Source organism: Acidisphaera sp. S103 (assembly GCF_009765975.1).
In the GTDB taxonomy this organism is placed as follows: Bacteria; Pseudomonadota; Alphaproteobacteria; order Acetobacterales; family Acetobacteraceae; genus Rhodopila.
In genome coordinates this window covers 105,710-129,092 of sequence record NZ_LMUJ01000095.1, presented here as the reverse complement: position 1 = coordinate 129,092, position 23,383 = coordinate 105,710, and the positions used below count along the sequence as shown (strand labels likewise).

23 protein-coding genes are annotated in these 23,383 nt (G+C 62.9%); 17 read left to right on the top strand and 6 right to left on the bottom strand.

Annotated elements, in window-relative coordinates; translation table 11 throughout:
* The first annotated feature begins 87 nt into the window (after positions 1-87).
* The 8 genes from GSQ89_RS31890 (at position 88) to GSQ89_RS31855 (ending at position 8,335) form a co-directional block, all read left to right on the top strand.
* On the top strand, positions 88-1,305 hold the full coding sequence (locus GSQ89_RS31890; RefSeq protein WP_158932140.1) for a CaiB/BaiF CoA-transferase family protein: 1,218 nt from the start codon (positions 88-90) through the stop codon (positions 1,303-1,305).
* Complete coding sequence (locus GSQ89_RS31885; protein WP_158932139.1) at positions 1,302-2,459, top strand: thiolase family protein; 1,158 nt, start codon at positions 1,302-1,304, stop codon at positions 2,457-2,459. The genes GSQ89_RS31890 and GSQ89_RS31885 overlap by 4 nt, the downstream gene beginning before the upstream one ends.
* An 11-nt stretch (positions 2,460-2,470) precedes the next feature.
* Positions 2,471-2,866 (top strand): Zn-ribbon domain-containing OB-fold protein, encoded by a 396-nt coding sequence (locus GSQ89_RS31880; protein WP_158932138.1) that lies wholly within the window; start codon positions 2,471-2,473, stop codon positions 2,864-2,866.
* A gap of 62 nt (positions 2,867-2,928) precedes the next feature.
* Entirely contained in the window at positions 2,929-4,539 is a 1,611-nt protein-coding gene (locus GSQ89_RS31875) for an ABC transporter substrate-binding protein (RefSeq protein ID WP_158932137.1), read from the top strand.
* An 8-nt stretch (positions 4,540-4,547) separates the two neighbouring features.
* Positions 4,548-5,489, top strand: coding sequence for an ABC transporter permease (locus GSQ89_RS31870; RefSeq protein WP_216856512.1), 942 nt, complete (start codon positions 4,548-4,550; stop codon positions 5,487-5,489).
* Positions 5,486-6,364 (top strand): ABC transporter permease, encoded by an 879-nt coding sequence (locus GSQ89_RS31865; RefSeq protein ID WP_254073459.1) that lies wholly within the window; start codon positions 5,486-5,488, stop codon positions 6,362-6,364. The genes GSQ89_RS31870 and GSQ89_RS31865 overlap by 4 nt, the downstream gene beginning before the upstream one ends.
* Complete coding sequence (locus tag GSQ89_RS31860) at positions 6,361-7,383, top strand: ABC transporter ATP-binding protein (RefSeq protein ID WP_254073458.1); 1,023 nt, start codon at positions 6,361-6,363, stop codon at positions 7,381-7,383. Before GSQ89_RS31865 ends, GSQ89_RS31860 begins: the two co-directional genes overlap by 4 nt.
* On the top strand, positions 7,376-8,335 hold the full coding sequence (locus GSQ89_RS31855) for an ABC transporter ATP-binding protein (RefSeq protein ID WP_158932136.1): 960 nt from the start codon (positions 7,376-7,378) through the stop codon (positions 8,333-8,335). The genes GSQ89_RS31860 and GSQ89_RS31855 overlap by 8 nt, the downstream gene beginning before the upstream one ends.
* A 10-nt stretch (positions 8,336-8,345) precedes the next feature.
* Here GSQ89_RS31855 and GSQ89_RS31850 read toward each other — a convergent pair whose 3' ends face one another.
* Positions 8,346-9,083: a GntR family transcriptional regulator gene (locus GSQ89_RS31850; RefSeq protein ID WP_158932135.1), complete on the bottom strand. Its 738-nt coding sequence runs from the start codon at positions 9,081-9,083 to the stop codon at positions 8,346-8,348.
* A 72-nt stretch (positions 9,084-9,155) separates the two neighbouring features.
* A complete protein-coding gene (locus GSQ89_RS31845; protein WP_158932134.1) occupies positions 9,156-9,872 on the bottom strand; it encodes a GntR family transcriptional regulator in 717 nt (238 codons plus the stop codon).
* 208 nt (positions 9,873-10,080) lie between these two features.
* Between GSQ89_RS31845 and GSQ89_RS31840 the strand changes: the two genes are divergently transcribed.
* Together GSQ89_RS31840 and GSQ89_RS31835 are read left to right on the top strand one after the other, a co-directional pair.
* Entirely contained in the window at positions 10,081-11,736 is a 1,656-nt protein-coding gene (locus GSQ89_RS31840; protein ID WP_158932133.1) for an NAD(P)/FAD-dependent oxidoreductase, read from the top strand.
* A complete protein-coding gene (locus GSQ89_RS31835) occupies positions 11,737-11,991 on the top strand; it encodes a DUF1272 domain-containing protein (protein WP_158932132.1) in 255 nt (84 codons plus the stop codon).
* 96 nt (positions 11,992-12,087) lie between these two features.
* Here the strand turns inward: GSQ89_RS31835 and GSQ89_RS31830 are convergent, their stop codons facing one another.
* A complete protein-coding gene (locus tag GSQ89_RS31830) occupies positions 12,088-12,504 on the bottom strand; it encodes a cupin domain-containing protein (RefSeq protein WP_158932131.1) in 417 nt (138 codons plus the stop codon).
* A gap of 189 nt (positions 12,505-12,693) precedes the next feature.
* Between GSQ89_RS31830 and GSQ89_RS31825 the strand changes: the two genes are divergently transcribed.
* The 4 genes from GSQ89_RS31825 to GSQ89_RS31810 all read left to right on the top strand — a co-directional run bounded on the left by GSQ89_RS31825 (position 12,694) and on the right by GSQ89_RS31810 (position 16,439).
* Positions 12,694-13,926, top strand: coding sequence for a glycosyltransferase family 87 protein (locus GSQ89_RS31825; protein ID WP_158932130.1), 1,233 nt, complete (start codon positions 12,694-12,696; stop codon positions 13,924-13,926).
* A 476-nt stretch (positions 13,927-14,402) separates the two neighbouring features.
* A complete protein-coding gene (locus GSQ89_RS31820; protein WP_158932129.1) occupies positions 14,403-15,176 on the top strand; it encodes a hypothetical protein in 774 nt (257 codons plus the stop codon).
* The gene (locus GSQ89_RS31815) at positions 15,098-16,180 is read left to right on the top strand and encodes a Hint domain-containing protein (RefSeq protein ID WP_158932128.1); all 1,083 of its coding nucleotides are present in this window, start codon (positions 15,098-15,100) and stop codon (positions 16,178-16,180) included. The genes GSQ89_RS31820 and GSQ89_RS31815 overlap by 79 nt, the downstream gene beginning before the upstream one ends.
* A gap of 16 nt (positions 16,181-16,196) precedes the next feature.
* The gene (locus GSQ89_RS31810) at positions 16,197-16,439 is read left to right on the top strand and encodes a hypothetical protein (protein ID WP_158932127.1); all 243 of its coding nucleotides are present in this window, start codon (positions 16,197-16,199) and stop codon (positions 16,437-16,439) included.
* A gap of 493 nt (positions 16,440-16,932) precedes the next feature.
* Here GSQ89_RS31810 and gshB read toward each other — a convergent pair whose 3' ends face one another.
* Both gshB and GSQ89_RS31800 read right to left on the bottom strand, forming a co-directional pair.
* On the bottom strand, positions 16,933-17,916 hold the full coding sequence (gshB, locus tag GSQ89_RS31805; protein ID WP_158932126.1) for a glutathione synthase: 984 nt from the start codon (positions 17,914-17,916) through the stop codon (positions 16,933-16,935).
* 30 nt (positions 17,917-17,946) lie between these two features.
* Positions 17,947-18,723 (bottom strand): FadR/GntR family transcriptional regulator, encoded by a 777-nt coding sequence (locus tag GSQ89_RS31800; protein WP_158932125.1) that lies wholly within the window; start codon positions 18,721-18,723, stop codon positions 17,947-17,949.
* A gap of 90 nt (positions 18,724-18,813) precedes the next feature.
* Here GSQ89_RS31800 and GSQ89_RS31795 point away from each other — a divergent pair, with 90 nt between their 5' ends.
* The 3 genes from GSQ89_RS31795 to GSQ89_RS31785 are packed head-to-tail and all read left to right on the top strand — an operon-like array spanning position 18,814 to position 21,642.
* The gene (locus tag GSQ89_RS31795) at positions 18,814-19,815 is read left to right on the top strand and encodes a TRAP transporter substrate-binding protein (RefSeq protein WP_158932124.1); all 1,002 of its coding nucleotides are present in this window, start codon (positions 18,814-18,816) and stop codon (positions 19,813-19,815) included.
* A 10-nt stretch (positions 19,816-19,825) separates the two neighbouring features.
* Positions 19,826-20,341 carry a TRAP transporter small permease gene (locus tag GSQ89_RS31790; RefSeq protein WP_158932123.1) on the top strand — a complete coding sequence of 172 codons (516 nt, stop codon included), beginning with the start codon at positions 19,826-19,828 and terminating at the stop codon, positions 20,339-20,341.
* 14 nt (positions 20,342-20,355) lie between these two features.
* Positions 20,356-21,642: a TRAP transporter large permease gene (locus GSQ89_RS31785; RefSeq protein WP_158932122.1), complete on the top strand. Its 1,287-nt coding sequence runs from the start codon at positions 20,356-20,358 to the stop codon at positions 21,640-21,642.
* Between the two features lie 259 nt (positions 21,643-21,901).
* On the opposite strand, the gene GSQ89_RS31780 is transcribed toward GSQ89_RS31785, so the two are convergent.
* The gene (locus tag GSQ89_RS31780) at positions 21,902-23,215 is read right to left on the bottom strand and encodes an MFS transporter (RefSeq protein ID WP_158932121.1); all 1,314 of its coding nucleotides are present in this window, start codon (positions 23,213-23,215) and stop codon (positions 21,902-21,904) included.
* Between the last annotated feature and the right edge of the window lie 168 nt (positions 23,216-23,383).

Genomic DNA, 23,383 nt, shown 5'->3' with positions numbered 1-23,383 from the left:
TCCCCCGGCCCGCCGTACCGGCTGTCGGAACCACTATGGCGGGTCGACCGTCCAGCGCCGCCGCTGGCAGCCGAGTAAGGAGGCGACATGTTTCCGCAATTCCTCAAGGGCATCCGCTTCGTCGACCTGACATGGGCCGGCGCCGGACCGTTCTCGACCAAGCTGTTCAGCGACTACGGCGCCGAGGTCATCAAGGTGGAAAGCCGTTCCCGCCCCGATCCGGTCCGCGTCGGCGGCCCCTACAAGGATGCGATTCCAGGGATCAACCGCAGCGGCTATTTCGCCTCCCGCAACACCGGCAAGAAAAGTTTCGCGATCAACCTGAAGGCGCCGGCCAGCCAGGCGATCCTGTTCGAACTGATCCGCGATGCCGACGTCGTCAGCAACAATTTCGGGCCAGGCGCGATGGAACGTCTTGGCCTCGGTTACGATGTGCTGAAGGAGATCAAGCCCGACATCATCTATCTGTCGATGCCGATGTATGGTGAGGACGGACCACTGGCGAGCCTGACCGGCGTCGGCATGACGATCAGCGCCGCCAGCGGTCTGATGTGGCAGACCGGCTACGAAGGCGAAGGACCATTGGGCCCAGGTACGCATTTTCCGGACCATGCGGCCAATCCGTATCATGCCGCTTTCGCCGTTATCGCCGCCCTGCGGCATCGGCGCGCCACTGGGCGAGGCCTGAAGATCGACCTGTCGCAGGTGGAATCCACCATCAACTGCATGGGTCTCTCGGTCCTGGAATATACCGCGACAGGAACCGAACGGGACCGGCTGGGCAACCGTTCCGCCTATCACGCACCGCATAACGTCTTTCGTTGCGCCGGCAACGATGACTGGTGCGCTATCGCAGTCATGGAAGACGAACAATGGCTTTCCCTGTGTGCGGTGATCGGTGCGGACGATCTGGCGCGCGACCCATCCCTGGCGACGGCGAAAGGCCGGCTGGCCGCGGTCGACCGGATCGAGGCCACAGTCTCCGCTTGGACGGCGGATAAAGACGCGACCGACGTGATGCTGGCACTGCAGGCCGAGGGCGTCCCGGCCGGTGTCGTCGCGTCGTCCCGTTATCTGATGGACGAAGACAGTCAGCTTCAGCACCGCGGCTACTTCCAGGTCATCGATCACCCCGAGATTGGCGAGTCGCGTTTCACCTCGCTGCCCTTCCTGATGGACGGCGAGCGCATCGGGATGAAACGGCCGCCGCTGATCGGCGAACATACCGACAGTGTGTTGACCGATATTCTGGGTTACACACTTGACCGGATTGCGGCGCTGCGTGCCGAGGGAGTTTTGGAATGAGCCTGTCGAAAGTGGCCGCCGTCATCGGCGTCGGCCAGACGGACTACGTGGGTGACTACGCCCGAGTCCGAGCAGGGCAGAAATTGCACGATTCCTACGGCTATGCGGCGCTGGCATTCAACGACGCGCTGGCGGATGCCGGCATCGCGCGCGACGCCATCGATGGCCTGATCGTCGGCCCCACCGTCGCCTATGAGCGCGTCGGCGAGCTGCTGGGTATCAACCCGACCTGGGGCGGCCAGCGCGACGCGATGCTCGCGGTGATCGAGGCGTGCATGGCCATCCATTCCGGCCTCGCGACGACGGTGGCGTGCATCTACGGCAACGACCAGCGATCGGCCGCCGTGCAGTACGGCGGCCCGCAGGCGATGGGCGGCGATCTGTTCCTGTCCTATGTGTATCACTCGCCCTGGGGCTACACGTCGCAGGGCGCGCTCTATGCGATGATGTTCCGCCGCTTCCAGGAAATGACCGGAATCACCGAGGCGCAACTGGGTGAGGTCGCCGTGGCGCAGCGTCTGCACGCCAGCCTGACGCCGCACGCGCTGATGCGCCAGACGATCACCATCGAGGACTATCTGGCGTCGCGCTACATCTGTGAACCGCTTCATCTGCTCGACTACTGTCTGATCAACGATGGCGGTGTGGCCTTTATCATCAGCGAAGCCGGTTTGGCGAAGAAGATCGGCAAGAAGACACCGGTGCCGATCCATGGTGTCGGCCGCTACGATCTGAATCGAGGCGCCACCAGCCTGGAACCCCGTCTGCTGGATTTCTATCGGCCGGCACAGGAGAAATGCGCGGCGCAAGTTTACGACATGGCCGGCATCGGGCCGAAGGACATGGATGCGGTGCAGGTCTATGACAGTTTCTCCTGCCACGTGCCGTTCGCGCTGGAAGGCTACGGGTATTGCCGCAGTGGCGATGCCGGAAGGTTCATGCAGGAAGACGGGATTTCGCTGAACGGCAAACTGCCGGTCAACACCGCCGGCGGCCATCTGTCCGAGACCTATATGCAAGGCTGGGCCCATCAGGTGGAAGCGGTACGGCAGGTGCGCGGTGAATGCGGCGCACGTCAGGTGCCGGACTGCCGGTTCGTTCATTACAACTCCGACGTGGCCGGCAAGGCTGTGTCGGTTATCTACGGCAAATAGGGTTTCCGCCGATGGCCAGATCACGCGCCGTGATGTCTATCTACGACCAGCCGATGTGGAAGAGCATCGACGCTGGAAAATGGCAGTTGCAGCAATGCGACGGATGCGGCGCGTATCGCTATCCGCCGGGGCCGGTCTGCGACAAATGCCTGTCGATGGACTCGACGTGGCGGGACCTGTCAGGGCGTGGCAAGGTCCTGTCCTGGGTCGTGTTCCATCGCAAATATCTGTCCGATTATGAACCGCCGTACAACGCGGTCGCGGTGCAACTGGCGGAAGGACCGATCGTCGTCACCAACCTGATCGGTCCCGAACCGGAAGGGGGCTGGATCGGACGCGACGTCGAAATCTGTTACGAACCAGATGCCGAGGGCCACACGATCCCACGGGTGAAATTGGCGAACTAAGCCTGCCTTGACACGCCGCACAAACCAAAAACAAATGCATCAAATAATGTTGGGGAACGACAATGGCGCGATTTCGCTTAAAAAGCCTGCTGGCGGTCGCGGCGGTCGCGGCGGTCGCGGCGGTCGCGCTGGCGCTGGGGACGTCGCCCCAGGTTGTGCAGGCCGAAACGGTCCTGAAGGCTGTGGTGAACTCCGACCTGAAGATTCTCGATCCCACTTGGTCGACCGCCTATATCGTCATCCGCCACGGCTACCTGGTCTACGATACGCTGTTCGCGTTGAATTCGAAGTTCGAACCGAAGCCGCAGATGGTGGACACCTACAGCGTCAGCCCCGACGCGCTGACCTACAGCTTCACCTTGCGGCCCGGCCTGAAATGGAGCGACGGCACCCCGGTGCGCGCCGCCGATTGCGTCGCATCGCTGAAGCGCTGGGCGAAGCGGAACGCCATGGGCCAGCATTTGGTGGAAGCCATGGGCGGCGAAAGCGGCTATGAGATCGTTGACGACAACACCTTCAAGATCAAGCTGAAATCTCCGTTCGGCCTGGTGGTCGAAGCCCTGGCGGGGGCCGAAGCGCCGGCGTTCATGATGCCGGAACGGATCGCCAGCGGTCCGATTAACCAGCAGATCACCGACACCACCGGCTCCGGCCCGTTCATCTTCAAGAAGGATGAATGGCAGCCTGGCAACAAGGCGGTCTACGTGAAGAACCCATACTACGTGCCGCGCAAGGAAGCGCCGGACTATCTGGCCGGCGGCAAGGTGGCGAAGGTCGATCGCGTCGAATGGCTGTATATGCCCGACAACAACACGGCGCTGGCGGCGTTGCAGGCGGGTGAGATCGACTATTTCGAATCGCCGCCGCTCGATTTCATCCAGTTGATGAAACAGAACGCCGACCTGAAGGTGCTGACCATCGACCACCTCGGCGTGCAGATGATGGTGCGGCCGAATTCGCTGTATCCGCCGTTCAACAACTACAAGGCGCGCGAAGCGCTGTTGTACATGGTCAACCAGAACGACATGATGCAGGCGGTGGTCGGCGATCCGTCCCTGTTCATGGCCTACTGCCCGACCTATTTCATGTGCAACTCCGACAACCAGACGGATGCCGGCGCCAAGCCGTTCGCCAAGCAGGATTTCGCCAAGGCGAAGCAGTTGCTGGCGGAAGCCGGCTACAAGGGCGAACCCATCGTTGTGCTGCAGCCGACCGACCGGCCGCAATACGCCGCCGCCACCACGGTGCTGATCGATGAACTGCGCAAATCCGGTGTGAACGTCGATATCCAGTCGCTCGATTGGGCAACGATCACGGCCCGCCGAGCGAAGAAGGACGCGCCGGACAAGGGGGGATGGAACATCTTCATCACCTCGCAGGGCGGCCCGGACGTGGCATCTCCGATGGCGAATATCTGGTTCAACTCGGCCTGTGACCAAGCGAATGTCGGCTGGGCCTGCGACAAGGACCTGGTCAGTCTGGTGGATAAATGGGCGAGCGAGCCTGATGCGGCCAAGCGCCACGCGATGGTCGATCAGATCCAGGAACGCGCCTACGTTTCGGTCCCGTATGTCCCTGCCGGGCAATACGTGCAGCCGATCGCGTTTCGTGCCAACCTGCAGGGAGTCCTGGAAGCCGGCGTGCCGGTCTACTGGAACATCGAAAAGAAGTAATTCGTCGCGTGATCCAGTTCGTTCTGCGCAAGCTGAGTTCGACCGCGATCGTCATGGGTCTCGTGGCGGTGATCGTCTTCCTGCTGATCCATCTCAGCCCGGGTGACCCGGCGGCGATCATCGCCGGGGATCAGGCCACCCCGGCGATGATCGAGCAGATCCGCGCCGGGCTTGGCCTGGATCAGCCGCTGATCGTGCAGTTCTGGCTGTGGCTGGTGCGGCTGGCGCATGGCGACCTGGGCGTGTCGCTGTTCAGCCATGTGCCTGTGGGCACCCTGATCATGTCACGCATACAGCCGACGGTCTCACTCGCTGTCGCAACGATGCTGTTCGCCATCCTGACCGCCATTCCACTGGGTGTCGTCGCCGCCTGGCAGGTCGGGCGCTGGGTAGATCGAGCGGTAATGGCGCTGGCGATCGCGGCGTTTTCGTTTCCGATTTTTTTGATCGGTTACGCACTGGTCTGGGGCTTCGCGCTCAAGCTGCGGATCCTGCCAGTACAGGGCTACACCACGCTCGGGAACGGAATCGTCCCTTATCTGCAACATCTCGTGCTGCCGGCATTGTCGCTGGGCCTGGTGTTCATGGCGCTGCTGACCCGCATGACCCGCAGCACCATGATCGAAGTCCTTGGTGAGGACTACATCCGCACCGCTCGGGCCAAAGGCCTGGGGCAGGGCGCGGTGCTGATCAAGCACGGACTGAAGAACGCGGCGGTGCCATTGGTCACCACGATCGGCAACGGCATCGCGCTATTGATTGGCGGCGTGGTGGTGACCGAAAGCGTGTTCTCGATACCCGGCATCGGCCGGCTGACGATCGATGCGGTGACGCAGCGGGATTTCCCGGTGATTCAGGGGATCATCCTGGTCACGTCGTTCACCTATGTGGTGGTCAATCTGCTGGTCGATCTCAGCTACCGGCTGTTCGATCCTCGGGTCCGAGCGTGACGGGCGCGATCGCGACACCCACGACCCTCGCGTTCAAACGCAAGCGCCGGTCGTTCCGCTTTCTGTCGCGGCATCTGACGATCGTGATCGGCGCCACGCTGATGACGATCCTGGTGCTGCTGTCGGTCTGCGCACCACTGATCACGCCCTATGACCCGGTGGCGCTCGACCTGATCCACCGGCTGCGGCCGCCCAGCGCGTCGCACTGGTTCGGAACCGATAATTACGGCCGGGACATTTTCAGCCGCACGTTGTACGGCGGACGAGTCTCGTTGTTCGTCGGGATTTCGGCGGCGCTGCTCAGTGCTTTGATCGGCAGCGTGATTGGCCTGCTGGCCGGCATGTTTCGTTGGGCCGACGCACCGCTGATGCGGGTTATGGATGGGTTGATGGCCATCCCGGCGATCCTGCTGGCGGTGGGCATGATGATCCTGACACGCCCCGGCATCCCCATCGTTATCATTGCCATTACGATCCCGGAGGTGCCGCGCGTCGCCCGCCTGGTTCGATCGGTCGTGCTGGTGATCAGGGAACAGGTCTACGTGCAGGCGGCCGTGGCGATCGGCACCAAGCTGCCACGCCTGCTGCTGCATCACATCCTGCCGAATGCGCTGACACCTATCATTGTGCAGGTGACCTATGTCTGTGCCTCCGCCGTGTTGGTGGAGGCCTATCTCGGCTTCCTGGGCGTCGGCATTCCGCCGGAGACACCCAGTTGGGGCAATATTATCTCGGATGGGCGGACATACGTGCAACTGGCGATCTGGATCGTGCTGTTCCCCGGGGCGTTCCTCGGCACCATGGTGATGGCGATCAACATGCTGGGTGACGGCGTGCGCGACATGCTCGATCCGCGGCTGGCGCGGCGCCTGTGACCGATCAACCAGGGGAAACGCCGGCACTGCTGGTCGACGGGTTGGTGACGTGTTTCGACACGCAGGATGGTCCCGTGGCGGCGGTCGACGGCATGTCGTTCGCGGTGGGGCGTGGCGAAACGCTGGGGATCGTCGGTGAATCCGGCTGCGGCAAAAGCGTGACCGCGTTGTCGGTGATGCGGTTGATCTTGACCCCACCGGGCCGCATCACCGCCGGCCGTGTGCTGCTGGAGGGCAGGGACCTGCTGCGCCTGACCGAAGCCGAAATGCGCGACGTCCGCGGCAACACGGTCTCCATGATCTTCCAAGACCCGATGACCTCGTTGAATCCGGTCCTGACGATCGGCGAACAGATCGCCGAGATTGGCATGGTGCATCAGAAGCTCAGTCGGCGGGCGGCGCTGGACAGGGCGGCGGATATGCTGCGCATGGTGCATATCCCGGACCAGCGGCGGCGGCTGAGCGAGTATCCACATCAACTGTCCGGCGGGATGCGGCAGCGGGTGATGATCGCGATGGCGCTGGCGTGCCGGCCGAAGGTGCTGATCGCCGATGAGCCAACAACCGCACTGGACGTTACCATCCAGGCACAGATCCTGGATCTGCTGGTCGAGCTGCAGGAAACCACCGGCACGGCGATCGTGATGATCACCCACGACCTGGGTGTCGTTTCGGAAATGGCCCAACGCGTGGTGGTGATGTATGCCGGTGTAAAGATCGAGGAAGCAACGGTCGACAACCTCTTCCGAACCCCGCTTCACCCCTATACCAGCGGCTTGCTGACAGCCAGCCCACGTTTCGCCGGTGGCCGTGATGCCAACGGCCGCCGGGTACCGCTGGCGGAGATTCCCGGCACTGTCCCCCCCATGACGGCTCTGCCGGCCGGATGCCGGTTCGCACCGCGCTGCCCGTTGGCGACGGATCAGTGCGGGACGCCGCCACCTTTTGTGCAGCACCGTCCGGGACACTGGGCGGCGTGTTGGCACGCAGGTGAAACACGGGTGCCGCATCATGCTTGAAGCCGCGCCTCTTCTCACCGTCGAAGGCCTCGCCAAGCACTACCAGCTCGATGGCGGCCATACGCTGAAGGCGGTAGACGGTGTCGACCTCCATATTGGCCGTGGAGAGACTCTCGGTCTCGTCGGCGAAAGTGGTTGCGGCAAGTCGACCGTGGGCAAGACGATCCTGCGACTGGTGGAACCGTCGCGCGGCAGCGTGCAACTCGATGGTGTGGAGATCACCGGTCTGTCCTATGCCGCCCTACGGCAGCAACGGCGCAACATGCAGGTGATTTTCCAGGACCCCTACGCCTCGCTGAATCCGAAGATGAAAGCGGGCGCGATCGTCGCGGAGCCGTTCATCAATTACGGCCTGTTCGCGCCGCGGGAACGGACGGAGCGGGTTGCGGACCTGTTCGCCCGTGTCGGGTTGCGGCCGGACCAAATGGATCGCTATCCGCACGAATTTTCCGGCGGCCAACGCCAGCGGCTTGGTATCGCCCGAGCCTTGGCGCTGGAGCCGAAGCTGGTGATCGGCGACGAACCGGTCTCGGCGTTGGATGTCTCGGTGCAGGCGCAGGTGATCAACCTGATGGTGCGCCTGCAGGAGGAACTGGGCCTCAGCTATCTGTTCATCGCCCATGACCTGGCCGTGGTGCGCCATATCAGCGACCGTATCGCGGTGATGTATCTGGGGCGAATCGTCGAGATGGCCGGGACCGAAGCGCTGTTCGAAACGCCGTCGCATCCCTATACCCGAATGCTGCTGGCCTCGGTGCCGTCGGCGGATGCGCGGCGGGGCGACCGGCGGCGGACGGTGCTGCGCGGTGAGCCGCCCAGCCCGCTGGCGCCCCCACCCGGATGCCCGTTCCACACGCGTTGCCCGGACGCGATGGAACGATGCCGGATCGAATTACCAAAGCCACGTCAGATGGCGCCGGGACACATGGCCGCCTGCCATCTGATCCCGTAAGCCGAATACCTCAGCGCCGAGGTTCCAGCGCGAAGGTCGCCTTGAAGTCCCGATGGCCCGCCGTGATGTGCGCCTGCATTGCCTTGGTTGCCTTGCGTGGATCCTGTTCCTGCAACGCGGTCAGCAGTTTGGCGTGTTCGTCCAGCACGCGCGGCGGGCGGCCGGGAATCGAGCCCAGCAGGTCGAACGGGTATTTCGCCCAGAGGACACGCACGAATTCCAGCGTGTTCGACAGGTCCGCATATTCGTACAGGCGGAAATGGAACCGGAAATTATTGCCCCGTATATCCTCGCGGGAATTCGTGGCGAGGGCAGAGCGGATATTGTCGTTCAGCTTAATCAGCCCCTGCAGGTTATCCGGTGTCATGTTCCGCACGGCGGCGGCGGTGAGCTTGCCTTCCAGGATCATCCGCAGGTCATAGAGCTCGTCGACCTGGTCTATCTGAAACGGAGCCACGATGGCGCCGCGGTGGGAGGAAACATGGACGTAACCTTCGGCCTCGAGCAGGCGCAATGCCTCGCGTACCGGCGTGATCGAGACGTTCAGCATCTTCGCCAGTTCGGCCTGCTTGAGTTTCTGCCCACGGACGACACCGCCGGCGATGATCTTCTCGCGCAGAAGTTCGGCGACCTGATGCTCCTTGGTCTGGATCTGGGCAATCATCCAGGGCTGGCCGAATGGCCGGAACGGCGTCGGTGTCGGCGGGACGGTATCGCTTTCAGGACCGCGCTTGGTTGAAAGTGCCATGTCCGGGATGCCTCCTGACCCTTTACGGGAACTTCATTTCGAAAACTTATATCCCGCCCATGTGCGGTTTACCTAGCCACCGCGGGCGAGGCGCGGTTGCCGCTCCAACTGCAATGGGTAGTGACGCTGGTATTCCTGCCATCCGTGCAGAATGTGATGGTGCATGGCGCGAGCGGCACATTGCGGGTCTCCGGCGTGGAGGGCGGCAAGGATCGTTTCATGTTCGTCCGCGACGGCTGGAAGGCGGCTTGGCATCGTCGTCATGAGGTCGAAAGGGAACCCGGCCCATAATGCCTGCACTTCGGCCAGCAGGTCCGGGCGGTGGGCGAAACGATAGAGCGCCACGTGGAAGCGGTAATTGTGTCGTTGAGCGTTCGGCAGGTCATACCGCCGCTGGGCCTCCACCATTTCTCCTTCAATACGATCGAGCAGCCGCAGGCCGAACGTGGTGAGTTGACGCGTAGCGAGGCGCGTTAGCTGGACCTCAAGTGGCAGGCGATGCTTGAGTAACTGCTGCGCTTCGAGGCGAAGCGGGGCAACGGCGGTGCCGCGCGCCATACGCATCAGAAAGCCGTCGTCGCGGAGCCGGGTGAAGGCTTCCCGCACGAGGCGTTGCGGGGCGCTGATGTCCCGGGCGACCTCTCGCACGGTCAGCATCTGGCCGCGGCGGAACCAGCCGGCGATGATCCATTCCCGCAGCCGCTCAGCGACGAGATCGACCGTAGAGGCTGAGGACAGGCCACGGAAGCCGCAATCGGCACGCACCGCCGTCACCTTGCCGTCCTTCATCGGCCGTTCCCCTGTCATCCTCGTTAAGGCGATGAACTGTATCGTCTGGATGGTCCTGTCGCAAACTTTGCCGCCGACCCGTCCGTTCTGGACGCGGGGAGCGGCCGCAACGGCGCGTCCCATCTCAATGGTATAAAAAGCTACCGATCAGTTGACAAACCAGGATCGAGTGGTATGCGGTGTGTGCAGTATGATCAAAGAGGCATCCATGTCAGAGGCGACCGAAACCCAGCGCGCACCTGTGCCGCATCAGATCGACGTCGTGATCGTCGGTGCCGGCTTTGGCGGCATGTACATGCTGCATCGCCTGCGCGGCCTGGGGCTGTCCGCCATCGTGTTCGATGTCGCCACCGGCGTCGGCGGCACCTGGTACTGGAACCGCTACCCGGGCGCGCGCTGTGACGTGGAGAGCATGCAATACTCCTACTCGTTCTCCGAGGAACTGCAGCAGGAATGGCAGTGGAGCGAAGTTTTCGCCGGCCAGCCGGAAATCCTGCGTTACGCCAACCATGTCGCCGACCGCCTGGACCTCCGCCGCGACATGCGGTTCGAGACGCGGGTAATCGGCGCGGTATTCGATGAAGCGACCCATCGCTGGACGGTCCGGACGGATCGTGGCGACGTGGTTTCGGCAAAATACTGCGTAATGGCCACCGGCTGCCTGTCCGCCGCTCGGTTGCCCGACTTTCCTGGCCTGGACAGCTTCAAGGGCAAGACCTACCACACCGGTCACTGGCCGCATGAGGGCGTCGATCTCACCGGCCTGCGGGTGGGTGTCGTCGGCACCGGATCGAGCGCGATCCAGGCGATTCCGGTGATCGCAGGGCAGGCGGCGCATGTCACGGTATTCCAGCGAACCCCCAATTTCAGCATTCCGTCGCGCAACCAGCCGATGCCGGGGGACTACGCCCAATCCTGGAAGGATAGCTACCCGGCCCGGCGTGCCGAGGCTCGTTTCACCCGCAACGGCATCCTGGCGAACCCGAACGACCGTTCTGCCATCGAGACGCCGGAAGCGGAACGGCTGGCCGTGTATGAACAGCGCTGGGCAAGCGGTGGGACGACGTTCATGGCGGCGTTTAACGACCTGATTTTCAACAAGGCGTCGAACGATACGGCGGCGGACTTCGTTCGCGGAAAGATACGGGCGATGGTGAAGGATCCGGTGAAAGCCAATCTGCTGGTGCCGGTGAACCATCCGATCGGGACGAAGCGTATCTGTGTCGATACGAACTATTACCTGACCTACAACAGCCCGAACGTCGATCTGGTCGATGTGCGCGGCGCGCCGATCGAAGCGGTGACTCCGGATGGTCTGCGGGTTGGCGGCAAGGACTACACCTTCGATGCGATCGTGTTCGCCACCGGCTTCGACGCGATGACCGGGGCACTGACGCGGATGGGCATTGTCGGGCGGGCAGGGGAGGCGCTGGCCGACAAGTGGGAGGCCGGGCCGCGCACCTATCTGGGGCTGATGACGGCCGGATTCCCCAACATGTTCATGATCACTGGCCCGGGCAGTCCATCGGTGCTGAGCAACATGATGGTGTCTATCGAGCAGCATGTGGACTGGGTCGCGGACTGCCTGGGCCATATGACCCACCGGCAACTCGCCTGCATCGAGGCGACCTTGCCGGCCGAGAACGCCTGGGTCCAGCACGTCAACGAAGTCGCCGATACCACGTTGTATCCGTCGGCTGCATCATGGTACATGGGCGCCAACATTCCCGGCAAGCCGCGTGTGTTCATGCCATATATCGGCGGTGTGGGTGCCTATCGGCGGAGATGCGATGAGATCGCGGCCAATGGGTATGAAGGGTTCCAACTGGCCGGTCCCGCGGCCATAGCCGAGGCAGCTGAATAAGTGCTCGATCTTCGTCCCAACTGCGAATGCTGTGATCGGGAACTCCCGCCCGACAGCTCCGACGCGCGCATGTGCAGCTATGAATGTACCTTCTGCGCCGATTGCGTCGCCACCCGCCTGCGCGGCGGTGTCTGCCCGAACTGCGGCGGCGAACTGGTCCGTCGTCCGGTGCGGCCAGCCGCCATGCTGGCCCGGCATCCGGCTTCAACCAAACGGGTGCTGAAGCCGGCGGGATGTGAGGCCGTGGCCGGCTAGCATCCGATCACAGAGACGCGTGAGTCGCGACGCGACCACGATTCGCCGCGTGAATCGGATACTTCCGGCTGTATCGTGCTTCGCTGACGCGCGATACTAGGTCACCGGCGCCGGGGGCGCGTTGTAATCTGCGTCCGAAACGTACTCGAACCAGGCGGTACCCTCGCCCTTGTCGTTCAGTTCCGACATCGCGAGGTGGGAGAACAGTTTGTCCGGCGCGGCGCCGTGCCAGTGCCGCACGTCCGGCGGGATGATCACGGTGTCGCCGGCGCGGATTTCCTGTACCGGTTCGCCCTCACGCTGCACCCGTCCGGCACCGGACAGGCAGAACAGCGTTTGACCAACCGGATGGCTGTGCCACGCGGTGCGCGCGCCGGGCGTGAAGGACACCACCGATCCGCGCATCCGCGATGGGGCGGCGCCGACGACGACTTCATCCGAAAACACGGTGCCGGTGAAGTTGGCGGCCGGTGCACGGTTGGTCTTCCTGGCGGAGGAGCGAAGGATCTTCATTTGGGTTCTCCAATCGAGTTCGCCGCGATGATAAGGCCGTTGGCGCAACCGGCAAGGGCTGCCGTCCGATGTCAGGGTGTGCCTTGAAAAGCGAACGATCCCTGATACCACTCTGTTACGGTCTGGCAGTGGTCGCGGACCGGTCCTGTCGAAGGATTTGCCGCCTGTGAACGTGGTGTTGTCGTCCCCATGGTAGGTCCAAGCAAGAGCGGCGCCCGGATCCGGCAATGGCGACCCGGGGAGCGGAAGACGATCTATCTGTGCGCGCTTCTGCTTGGCGTATGCAGCTTCGTATTGCTTGCGTATCTGGAGAAGATATGGGGCGATTACCGGGACCACATGGCCGGCCAGAAGCCGACCTTCGGCGATTTCTTCGCGATATGGTCCTATGCGAAAATCGCCAGCCTGTATCCCGCCGCCCAGCTTTATGACTTCGCCGCCCTGCATGCCCGACAGGTCGCACTCGGAATGATCCCGAGTGCGCAAAATCCGTTTCCTTATCCACCGACATTCATTCTTCTACTTTGGCCGCTTAGCCTGGTGCCGTTCTTCGCCGCCTATCTCCTGTGGATTGTTGGCGCGTTCGCGCTGTTCGTATGGGCGGTGGCGGGGACTTGCTCCCGGCGGCTGCTGTGCGTGTTTGGCGTCATCGTCGCGCCCGCGAGTGCGATCGCCCTGGATGCCGGACAAAGCGGTTTTCTCGCCGGGGCCCTGATGATCGCCGGAATCCGGCTCGCCGGAGCCCGGCCGGTTGTCACGGGCATTCTGACCGGTCTTCTCAGTTATAAGCCGCAACTGGGGTTTCTCGTGCCCATTGCGCTGGCCTGTGCCGGGCTTTGGGGCGCGTTCGCCGTGGCTTGCGCAACGGTGGCCGGATTGGCCGCGCTCGCTACCCTGGCATTCGGCTGGACCGTGTGGCCTGCCTGGATCACGATGTTGCCCGCTTATGCCGGGATGTTCGACCATTCGAAGGCATGGTTGCCGTTCATGCCTACGGTGATCGCCGATCTGCGTCTCGCCGGTTGCTCACTGCCGGTGGCGCAAGGCGCACAAGCGATCGTCAGTGTCGCGGTGGTGTTTTTCGTCGCACGTTGCTTTCGCCGCGACCTTGGCCGCCTTGCCGTCGCGGCCTTGCTGGTGGGGACGTTCCTGGCGACCCCGCATGCCTTCATCTATGACATGCCCATGCTGACCGCGGCGGTTGTCCTGTTTATCGAGGACCGGCTTACGACGACCCGTGTGTTCCATTTGGCCGAGGTCGTCATCCTGGGCTGGGTTGTGATGTTTCCCGTTCTGATGGTGGCGTCGGGCGTCGCGTTCCCGCTCAGCGCAGTGCCGCTGGCGTTGTTCTTCGGCCTGATCGTCTGGCGGCAGGGGGTGGCGGGCGGTTCGGCGGTTTCGCGCAGGATTGGGTTGTGCTGACCGAAACCGGCTGTACAAGCATTTGTTGCCTCGTGTGATTCACGCCGTAAGGCTTCGAACTTGGGCGATCACGGCATTGTTCCGGCGTGTGTTTCACGCCGCCCTGCTTTCAACCGCGGACAATTATGACGTTGTTCTCTCGCTTGATTCAAGCCTTTATACTTCGATATCGAAATAACCATATTTAGCAGGCATCGCAACGCTATCGTATGTAAAGGAAGACTGTAACGGTCGCGCTCGTTACAATGTGTAAGACGGATGCGCCGCTCCGGCAATTGGGGGACCTTGTGAGGGCAGGCTCAATTCGTTAGCGTACAGGTTTGTTGCCATTCATTGCGAATAGGTACGAATTTTGTTTCGACACACCGCTCCGTCGGAATTATGCGTCCTGTCACGGCGACCGGACTGGGCTACCCTGTTACGGTACGCTACCGAATGGCCATCCCAATTTGGGCTGAAGGATCGGAGATAATACGATGACGATCACCATAACGAGTTCCACCTCGCAATACATTCTGACTGCCAGCAATACGTCGGCGTACGTTGTGCCGGGCGCGACTATCATTACGGGCGTGGGCGAAAACGGTATCTACGTCGGAGGTAACTACGACGTCCTTACGAATGCCGGCACAATTCGTGGCGAACTTGGCGTGATTTTTGGTGGCACAACCTTGCATGGCGAGGGGGACACGTTTGTCAATTTGGCCTCCGGCTACGTTAACAGCATTCCGGCGGAGCCAGGTACAACGATTCTCTTTAATTCATACAGCGGCACGGTCATCAATTCCGGGCGGATCGGGGCGATAGGCAACGCCGGCGCCATCGCGTTGGAACACGGCGGTTCCGTCACCAATACCAGTACCGGCACGATCGCGGCTTCCGCCATATTCGTCAACAACTATGCCGGGACCGTTCTGAATCAGGGCCTGATCGAGGGCGGCGGAACCACCAACTACGGCGCTATTTTGCTGGCCGCCGGTGGGTCCGTCACAAATCTGGGCGGCGGCACGATCGTCAGTACCGGATTTTATGGCGTCGAAATAACCCAGAACGGCTCCTATGCTGTCGCCGGCACCGTCAACAACGCTGGCGTCATCGATAGCGGTACGGGCCCCGCCGTAACGTTCGCGTCCTCGATCCATTCGGATCTCGTCATCGATCAGACCACCGCGTGTTCATCGGCGACGTGGTCGGGGGCGGCGCCAACAGCACGTTCGAACTCGCGGCCGGCTCTGGTCAAACCACGCTGAACGGATTCGGATCGTCCATCACCAATTTCGGCACGCTGAAGTTCGATCCGAATGCCGATTGGGTCGTCGATGCCAACAACAATATTGCAGGCGTGACCATCGTCGGCTTCAGCCCCAGCGACACGATTAACGTTGCCGGGGTGACGGACCCGACCGTCACGCAATCCTACAGCGACGGTGTCACCAAGGTGACGCTGAGCGGCAGTTCCCCCGTGACGCTGACCTTCGTCGGCGACCTGGGTACCTTCCACTCCACGACGATCGACGGTACCACCGAATTGACGACGCTGTGCTTCGGCCCCGGCACCAAAATCGACACCCCCAACGGAGAAATCAGGGTCGAGAACCTCGCCGTCGGCGACACCGTCCGCACGCTCGGCAACAATGGCACACGGACGATCACATGGATCGGGGTCGGCAAGGTGCTCGCTACGCGCGGGCATCGCAGCGCGGCAACGCCGGTCATCGTACGCGCGAACGCGCTGGGCCCCAAGATGCCGCATGCGGATCTGCGGGTCACCAAGGCGCACAGTGTCTACCTCGATGACGTGCTGATCCCGGTGGAATTCCTGGTCAATCACAGGACGATCCTGTGGGACGACCACGCCAGGGAAGTCACGCTGTATCATATCGAGCTGGACGCCCACGACGTGGTGTTCACCAACGGGGCGCCGGTCGAGAGCTACCGCGACGACGGCAACCGCTGGCTGTTCCAGAATGGCAACGCCGGCTGGGACCTGCCGCCGCTGGAACCGTATGCGCCGGTGGTGACCGGGGGGACCGGTCATCGATGCGGTGTGGCGGCGCCTGATGGACCGAGCCGGTCCCCGCGATCTGCCGCCGCTGACCGGAGATCCGGACCTGCATCTCGTCGTCGACGGGAAATGGATCGATGCTGCCAAGGCATACGGGCAGGAAAGCGTTTTCCGCCTGGATACCTGCCCAACCACCGTTCATATCGCCTCACGCGACGGCGTCCCCGCGGAACTGGGCCTGATTCGTGACCCAAGACCGTTGGGCGTGGCGCTGACCCGTGTGATCCTGCGGCATGGCGGCAATGCCGTGACAATCGACGCGGCGGACGAACGCCTGGCCGACGGCTTCCACGGCTATGAACCGGCGGATGGCCTACGCTGGACCAACGGCTTCGCCTCATTGCCCGCCGACCTGTTCGACGGGTTCCGGGATGGTGGTGTCGAGGTCGTGCTGACCCTCAGGGGCGAGACACAGTACCCCGATTTTGGTGAGAGCGTGGCGGCTTGATCTCCTAAACAGCCGGCAGCGGTGTTCGCACCGCCCCCTCACGCTCGACTGTCACGCCAACACATATCAATCTCTATCCCAAATGAAATGTGCGGCCGGTCCCACCGCCGTCACACGGCACGTCTTCGTGGTCCCCCGCGGCTATCATTCTTTCTACGTTCTGAAATGAAGAAAGAATGAACACAAACGCGGGTTCCATTTTGCCCGCTCGGACAAAACAACGTTCTTGTACCAACCGGCGTCGCTGGAACAATCTCTCTTGGCGTTTTCTTGGCGTCTTGGCGTTTTCGCCTTTTCTTCGACCGATCCCCGGCACTGCGATCATGGTCCACGACGGTGAAACACAGGCTCGCCACCACGGCTTCGCTTTTGCACGTAAAAGGCACGGATACCAACCGGCGCCAACCGAAGGGTCGGCATCAACGCGATTTGCTATCGTATCGCACCGAAATCGATCCGCGCACAGGGCCTGCGCGCATGCCTCAACGACGCCTCAGCCCCCGACTTTCGCCTCGATACGGTCCCAGATCGCCTTTTCCAGATGCACGCCATCGAACCGAGCGATCTCCTGCAACCCCGTGGGCGAAGTGACGTTGATCTCGGTCAGGTAATCGCCGATCACGTCGATGCCGACGAAGATCATGCCCTGGTCGCGCAAGGTCGGTCCGATCGCCTTGCAGATCTCCAGGTCGCGCGCGGTCAGCGGCGATTTTTCCGGCCGTCCGCCGACATGCATGTTGGACCGGGCCTCACCCGCGGCCGGAACCCGGTTGACAGCGCCCATCGGTTCGCCGTCGACCAAAATAATACGCTTGTCGCCGCGGCGGACAGCGGGTTCGTAACGCTGGAACATCAACGGCTCGCGAGACCGCGCGGTGTGCATTTCCACCAGCGCGCCCAGGTTCTCGTCATCGGGCTTGATGCGGAAGACACCCGCGCCGCCGTTGCCGAACAGCGGCTTGACAATAATGTCCTTGTACTCCGCTCGGAATGACCGGATCGCCTCCACATCCCAGGTGATCAGCGTCGGCGGCATCAGGTCGGGGAAATTCGTCACCAGGATCTTCTCCGGCGCATTGCGCACCGCGGCCGGGTCGTTCACCACCAGCGTGCCGGGCTGAATATGTTCCAGCATATGCGTCGCGGTGATATAGGCCATGTCGAACGGCGGATCCTGCCGCATCAGCACCACATCCATGGTGCCCAGGTCGATCGGCGCCATCGCCTCGAACTCATAATGCGCGCCATGCCGCCGAGCCACCTTCACCTTGTGGGCGCGGGCGAACAACCGCTCCTCCCGCTTGCCGCCGTCGGGACGGGCCACGCCCTCCTTCAGCGCCATGTGGCGGACTTCGTAATGCCACAGGCTGTGGCCGCGCGCCTGAGCCTCCAGCATCAGGGCAAAGGTGGAATCTCCGTCGATGTTGATCGTGTCCATCGGGTCCATCTGGACCGCGACCTTGAGCGAACGAGCCATGCGCAATCCCCTATCCGGTTGGCCTTGTCCTTACGGCGTCCGTTCGGTCAGGGGAAGGGCATGAGACGCCAGCCGGTCCGGCGCCAGCGCCTTATACCGCTCGATACTGTTGACCAGATGCGCCCGCATCGCCTGACGAGCATGCTCGACCGAACCGGAATCGATGGCGGCGACGATGGCGCGATGCTCCTCCTGGAACGTCATCAGATACGTCCGAAGATTCAGCGCCCTGATCCGCACGCTGGCCCGAGGAATAATGAAGCGCCCCAGGAAGTTCAGGAACTGCCGGAACTGCGGGTTGGCAGTCGCATCGGTGATGACCGCATGAAAGGCGAAGTCCTCGCCGACCGCCGGCTCCCCGCGTTCGATCGCCACATCGATCGCGACCAGCGCCGCACGAATGGCGCCACGTTGCGCTTCCGTGGCCCGTTCGGCCGCCAGCCCGGCGGCCTCGGTTTCCACCGCCAGGCGCAGTTCCATGATGTGCAGGGCATCGGTCAGGGACGCCGCCTGGCCGGGCTCCAAGCGAAACAGCGCATGCGCCGGTTGCTCCGCGACAAAGGACCCGATGCCCTGGCGGGTGGTGACCAGGCCCTCGGCGCGCAGGGCCGCGACGGCCTCGCGGATCACCGTGCGGCTGACGCCCATGGCGTCCATCATCGCCTGTTCGGTGGGCAGCTGCGTGCCCGGCGTCAGCCGCCCGCTGGCGATGTCGGCGGCGATGCGCTGGCCGGTCTGCCGCACCAGGCCGCGCGGCGGATCGATCGGGGTGAGCGACGAAAGCGTTTTTTTGGATCGTGCCGCCATGAGACCGTTGCGCGTTTGTTGTCAGTCATCGTATGACTGCCAGTGACAACAGGCAAGCCGGTGACGGACACGCCGGCAGGGGAGGAAATGATGATCGGTAAACGTGACGCGATGCGGTTCGCCGCGGCTGGGCTTCTGGTGGGGGCAGGCGGATTCGCTCGTCCGGCCGTGGCGCAGTCGAAAATGGTCTTCAAGGCGTCCGACGTTCACCCCGAGGGCTATCCGACCGTGGTGGCGGTCGAGGAAATGGGCAAGGAACTGGACAAGGACACCAGCGGCCGCCTGACCGTCCAGATGTATGCCTCCATGCAGCTCGGCGGCGAAAAGGAGGCCATCGAACAGGCCCAGATCGGCGCCATCGCGCTCGCCCGGGTCAGCGTCGGGGCGTTGGGTCCGGTCATTCCCGACCTGAACGTGCTGAACCTGCCGTTCCTGTTCCGCAACACCGAACACGCCGAGAAAGTGCTGGACGGCCAGATCGGCCAGGAACTGCTGGACAAGGTGACCAACCACCCGACCGCCAACCTAGTCGGCCTGTGCTGGATGGATGCCGGCGCGCGCAATATGTACGACACCAAGCGGCCGATCACCGACCTCGCCGACCTGAAGGGGCTGAAGATCCGCGTCATCGGCAATCCGATGTTCGTCGACATGATGAACGATTTGGGCGGCAACGGCGTGGCCATGGGCTACGACCAGGTGTTCACCGCGCTGCAGACCGGCGTGGTGGACGGTGCCGAGAACAACCCGCCGAGTTTTGTCTTCGACAACCACTACCAGGTGGCGAAATACTATACGCTGACGGAACACCTGATTGTTCCGGAGATGCTGGTGTTCTCCAAACCCATCTGGAACAAGCTGTCCAAGGACGATCAGGCGCTGATCCAGAAGCTGGCGCGCCAGGCGCAGATGCGCGAACGCGTGCTGTGGAACGAATATGAGGCCAAGGCGCTGGCGAAGATGAAGGAAGCCAATATCCAGATCGTGACGATCAAGGACAAGGCGCCGTTCCAGGCCGCGGTGAAGCCGGTGTGGGACAAATACGCCCCGCAATTCGCCGACATCATCAAGCGTATCCAGGCTGTGCAGTAGTTCAGGCGAGATGGTCGGTCTGTACAGACAGGCGATGGACGCCGTCTACGGTGTCTGCGTCGTCGTGGCGGGATCGGCCATGGTGCTGATCTCCCTGATCGTCCCGTGGGGAGTCTTCACCCGCTACGGCCTGAACAGCGCCTCATCCTGGCCCGAACCGGCGGCGATCCTGCTGTCCATCGTGCTGACCTTCTTCGGCGCCGCCGCCTGTTATCGCGTCGGCCTGCACATGCGCGTCTCCTTCGTCCGGGACCGCATGCCTCCCTGGCTGGGCCGCCTCGCCGACATCGTGGCGGAACTGCTGATGGCGGCGGTCGGCCTGTTCATGATGGATTGGGGCTACGGCCTGTGCGCCACCACCTGGAACCAGTCCATCGCCGAGTTCCCGGCGCTGTCCGTCGGCGTCACCTACCTGCCGATCCCACTGGGCGGGTTCTGCCTGCTGCTGTTCGTGATCGAGCGCCTGCTGATCGGCCCCCCCGCCGACACAACCGGTGACGCCCACGCAACCGCCGCCTTCGAGTAACCGGAACCCCCGATATGGACGTCCTTATCGTTATCGGCACGCTGTTCGCCTGCATCGCGATCGGCGTGCCCATCGCCTACGCGCTGGGCCTCGCCGCCCTGGCAGCCGCCTGGTGGATCGACATCCCGCCCGAGGCGGTGATGCTGCAAGTCTCCAGCGGTGTCTCGAAATTCGCCATGCTCACGATCCCGTTCTTCGTGCTCGCCGGCGCGATCATGGCCGAGGGCGGCATGGCCCGCCGCCTGGTCGGTTTCGCCAACGTACTGGTCGGCTTCATGCGCCTGCGCGGCGGGCTGTCGGTGGTGAATATCGTCGCCACCACCTTCCTGTCGGGGATTTCGGGGTCGGCGGTGGCGGACATCTCCGCCGTCGGGTCGGTGATGATCCCGCAGATGGAGGAAGCCGGCTATCCGCGGGTGTTTGCCACCAACGTGACCATCAGCGCCTCGGTGCAGGCGCTGATGATGCCGCCCAGCCATAACGCGGTGATCTATTCGCTGGCCACCGGCGGCACGATCTCGATTTTCAGCCTGTTCCTGGCCGGCATCATGCCCAGCCTGCTGCTGGGCTTCTCGCTGATCATCCTGTGCCTGGTGCTGGCATACCGGAACGGCCACCCGAAGGGCGAGGCGGTGCCGCTGCGCCTGGCCGGACGCATGGCACTGGAGGCGTTCTGGGGGCTGATCACCCTGATTATCATCCTGGGCGGCATCCTGGGCGGCGTCTTTACCGCCGTCGAGGCCGGTGCGGTGGCGTGCGTCTGGGCATTCTTCGTGACGATGTTCATCTATCGCGATTACCGCTGGGGCGACCTGCCGGGCCTAGTGCACCGGACGCTGCGCACCGTGGCGATGGTGATGACGCTGATCGCGTTCGCGTCCTCGGTCGGCTACATGATGGCGCTGATGCAGGTGCCGGCGAAGATCACCGCGGTACTGCTGGGGATCTCGCACAACAAATACGTCATCCTGATGATGATCAACGTGCTGCTGCTGGTGTTGGGCTGCCTGCTCGACATGGCGCCGGCCATCCTGATCGTCACGCCGATCCTGCTGCCGGTGATGGTGAATTTCGGCGTCGACCCGGTGCATTTCGGCATGATCATGCTGCTGAACCTGGGCATCGGCCTGTGTCACCCGCCGGTCGGCGCCATCCTGTTCGTCGGTTGCGCGGTCGGGAAAGTGTCGCTGGAGCAGGTGATGCGCGAAATCTGGCCGTTCTACCTGGTGATGTTCACCGTACTGATGCTGGTGACTTACATCCCGGCGATCTCACTCTGGCTGGTGCATCTGCACGGATAACGCCGGCGGCGCGGCCTGATCGTGTTGAAAAAAGCGAAAACGCCAAGACACGCCGAGGGAGAGCGTTCCGGCAACATCGGCCCACCCTGGAGCCTGCTTTTGGTCCCGAGGCATTGCCAGATCCACCGGCACGCGCTCTTGGCATTACTTGGCGTCTTGGCGTTTCATTCTTAACAGTCATCCCCGCCGGGAACTGCGAGTGACCCGAACCCAACAGAAGCACGGCCGGGACCCAAGCCCCGGCCGCCCGCACCCGGCGCTACACCGACACGCCCACCTCGATGACCTCCAGTTCGGCCGTCATCACCTTGCCCTTGGTTTCCGGCCCCAGGTACACCGCGATCACATACACGATCAGCGATCCGACCGTGGCGTACAGCATCGGCATGGCGAACCCCATCTGCCGATTGACCGCGAAATAGGTCAGAGTCGGGGCCACAGCCGCGCCCCAGACCGCCCCCTGGTGGTAAACGAACCCGGCCGCCGTCGCACGCACCTCGGTCGGGAAGCGTTCCGACAGCCAGCCGGGGTTCAGCGCGTCTTTGCCGGCGACGAAGCAGATCGTCAGCAAGAATAGACCCAGAAACCAGTTTGGATCGGTCGTCGACAGATAAAGCGGCACCAGGACGATGGCGATGCTGCACGGGATCATCAGCGCCCACCGCCGCCCGATCCGCTCCGACAACGCGCCCCAGAAGCTGCATGCCGCGAAGGTCAGGATATTGCCCCAGAACACCGGAACGGCCACCTGAGCCGGCGTCCAGCCCAGCTCCTTCTGCAGATACGTCCCCAGCATTGCCCACATAGCGTAGTAGACGCAGAAATTCGCGCCCATCCACACGCAGCCGGTCAATGTGTTGAACAAATACTTGCGCTTGAAGATCGCGAACAGCGGCAACGTAACCTGAGCCTTGCTGGCGTCCTGGATCTTCTTGTTCTCGGTCCAGACTTCCGGCTCTTTCACATAGTACCGGATCCAGACGCAGGCCAATGCCGGCAGCACACCCAGGATCAGCATGCCACGCCAGCCGTAACCCTTGTGCCACGCTTCCAGCGGCGCGTAGAGGAACCCGTAAGCCAGCCCCGACAACGCAAACCCCAGCCCCCAAGACCCCTGCAGCACGCCCGACATCAGGCCGCGCGACCGGGCCGGCCAGGACTCCATCGCCAGGGCCGCACCCGCCGGCCACTCCGCCCCCATCCCGATGCCCAATATCGCGCGCGCCAGGAACAGGAAGGTGAAGCTGGGCGACAGCCCGGCCGCGAAGTTGCAGACCGAGTACCAAAGGATGGAGATCATCAGCGGTGCCCGCCGCCCCAGCCGGTCGGCCAGCCAGCCCGACGCCGTCGCCCCGCTCAATCGCATGATCAGGGTAACCGAGAAGATCGCTGTCACGTCCAGCAGCGGAACATGGAATTCCGCCGCGATCGGCGCCATGATCAGCAGGAAGACGGTGAAATCGAACGCATCCAGCGTCCAACCCATCCAGGCCGCGCAATAGGCATACCATTGGTCCTTGGTGGGTTCCTTCCACCACGGAACATTATCTTCGGTTCTGTTATATCCAGACATTGTTTTGGAATCCCTGTTTATTGTCGTTGTTTTCGGACGGGCATTCTGTCGGCCCGTCTCACAAGAAGCGTAACCGCGCATGGCAAGAATGCACAATATCTTCTTGACGACGACGCAAGAGGACTCCGTTTGCCGCGGCTTTAGCCTGCGGGTTCCGTGTCGACAGAG

Excerpts from the sequence above, each read along its gene's own strand:
- GSQ89_RS31890 (WP_158932140.1), top strand. The coding sequence starts at position 88 with ATGTTTCCGCAATTCCTCAAGGGCATCCGCTTCGTCGACCTGACATGG.
- GSQ89_RS31885 (WP_158932139.1), top strand. The coding sequence starts at position 1,302 with ATGAGCCTGTCGAAAGTGGCCGCCGTCATCGGCGTCGGCCAGACGGAC.
- GSQ89_RS31880 (WP_158932138.1), top strand. The coding sequence starts at position 2,471 with ATGGCCAGATCACGCGCCGTGATGTCTATCTACGACCAGCCGATGTGG.
- GSQ89_RS31875 (WP_158932137.1), top strand. The coding sequence starts at position 2,929 with ATGGCGCGATTTCGCTTAAAAAGCCTGCTGGCGGTCGCGGCGGTCGCG.
- GSQ89_RS31855 (WP_158932136.1), top strand. The coding sequence starts at position 7,376 with ATGCTTGAAGCCGCGCCTCTTCTCACCGTCGAAGGCCTCGCCAAGCAC.
- GSQ89_RS31850 (WP_158932135.1), bottom strand. The coding sequence starts at position 9,083 with ATGGCACTTTCAACCAAGCGCGGTCCTGAAAGCGATACCGTCCCGCCG.
- GSQ89_RS31845 (WP_158932134.1), bottom strand. The coding sequence starts at position 9,872 with ATGAAGGACGGCAAGGTGACGGCGGTGCGTGCCGATTGCGGCTTCCGT.
- GSQ89_RS31840 (WP_158932133.1), top strand. The coding sequence starts at position 10,081 with ATGTCAGAGGCGACCGAAACCCAGCGCGCACCTGTGCCGCATCAGATC.
- GSQ89_RS31830 (WP_158932131.1), bottom strand. The coding sequence starts at position 12,504 with ATGAAGATCCTTCGCTCCTCCGCCAGGAAGACCAACCGTGCACCGGCC.
- GSQ89_RS31825 (WP_158932130.1), top strand. The coding sequence starts at position 12,694 with ATGGTAGGTCCAAGCAAGAGCGGCGCCCGGATCCGGCAATGGCGACCC.
- GSQ89_RS31820 (WP_158932129.1), top strand. The coding sequence starts at position 14,403 with ATGACGATCACCATAACGAGTTCCACCTCGCAATACATTCTGACTGCC.
- gshB (WP_158932126.1), bottom strand. The coding sequence starts at position 17,916 with ATGGCTCGTTCGCTCAAGGTCGCGGTCCAGATGGACCCGATGGACACG.
- GSQ89_RS31800 (WP_158932125.1), bottom strand. The coding sequence starts at position 18,723 with ATGGCGGCACGATCCAAAAAAACGCTTTCGTCGCTCACCCCGATCGAT.
- GSQ89_RS31795 (WP_158932124.1), top strand. The coding sequence starts at position 18,814 with ATGATCGGTAAACGTGACGCGATGCGGTTCGCCGCGGCTGGGCTTCTG.
- GSQ89_RS31790 (WP_158932123.1), top strand. The coding sequence starts at position 19,826 with ATGGTCGGTCTGTACAGACAGGCGATGGACGCCGTCTACGGTGTCTGC.
- GSQ89_RS31785 (WP_158932122.1), top strand. The coding sequence starts at position 20,356 with ATGGACGTCCTTATCGTTATCGGCACGCTGTTCGCCTGCATCGCGATC.
- GSQ89_RS31780 (WP_158932121.1), bottom strand. The coding sequence starts at position 23,215 with ATGTCTGGATATAACAGAACCGAAGATAATGTTCCGTGGTGGAAGGAA.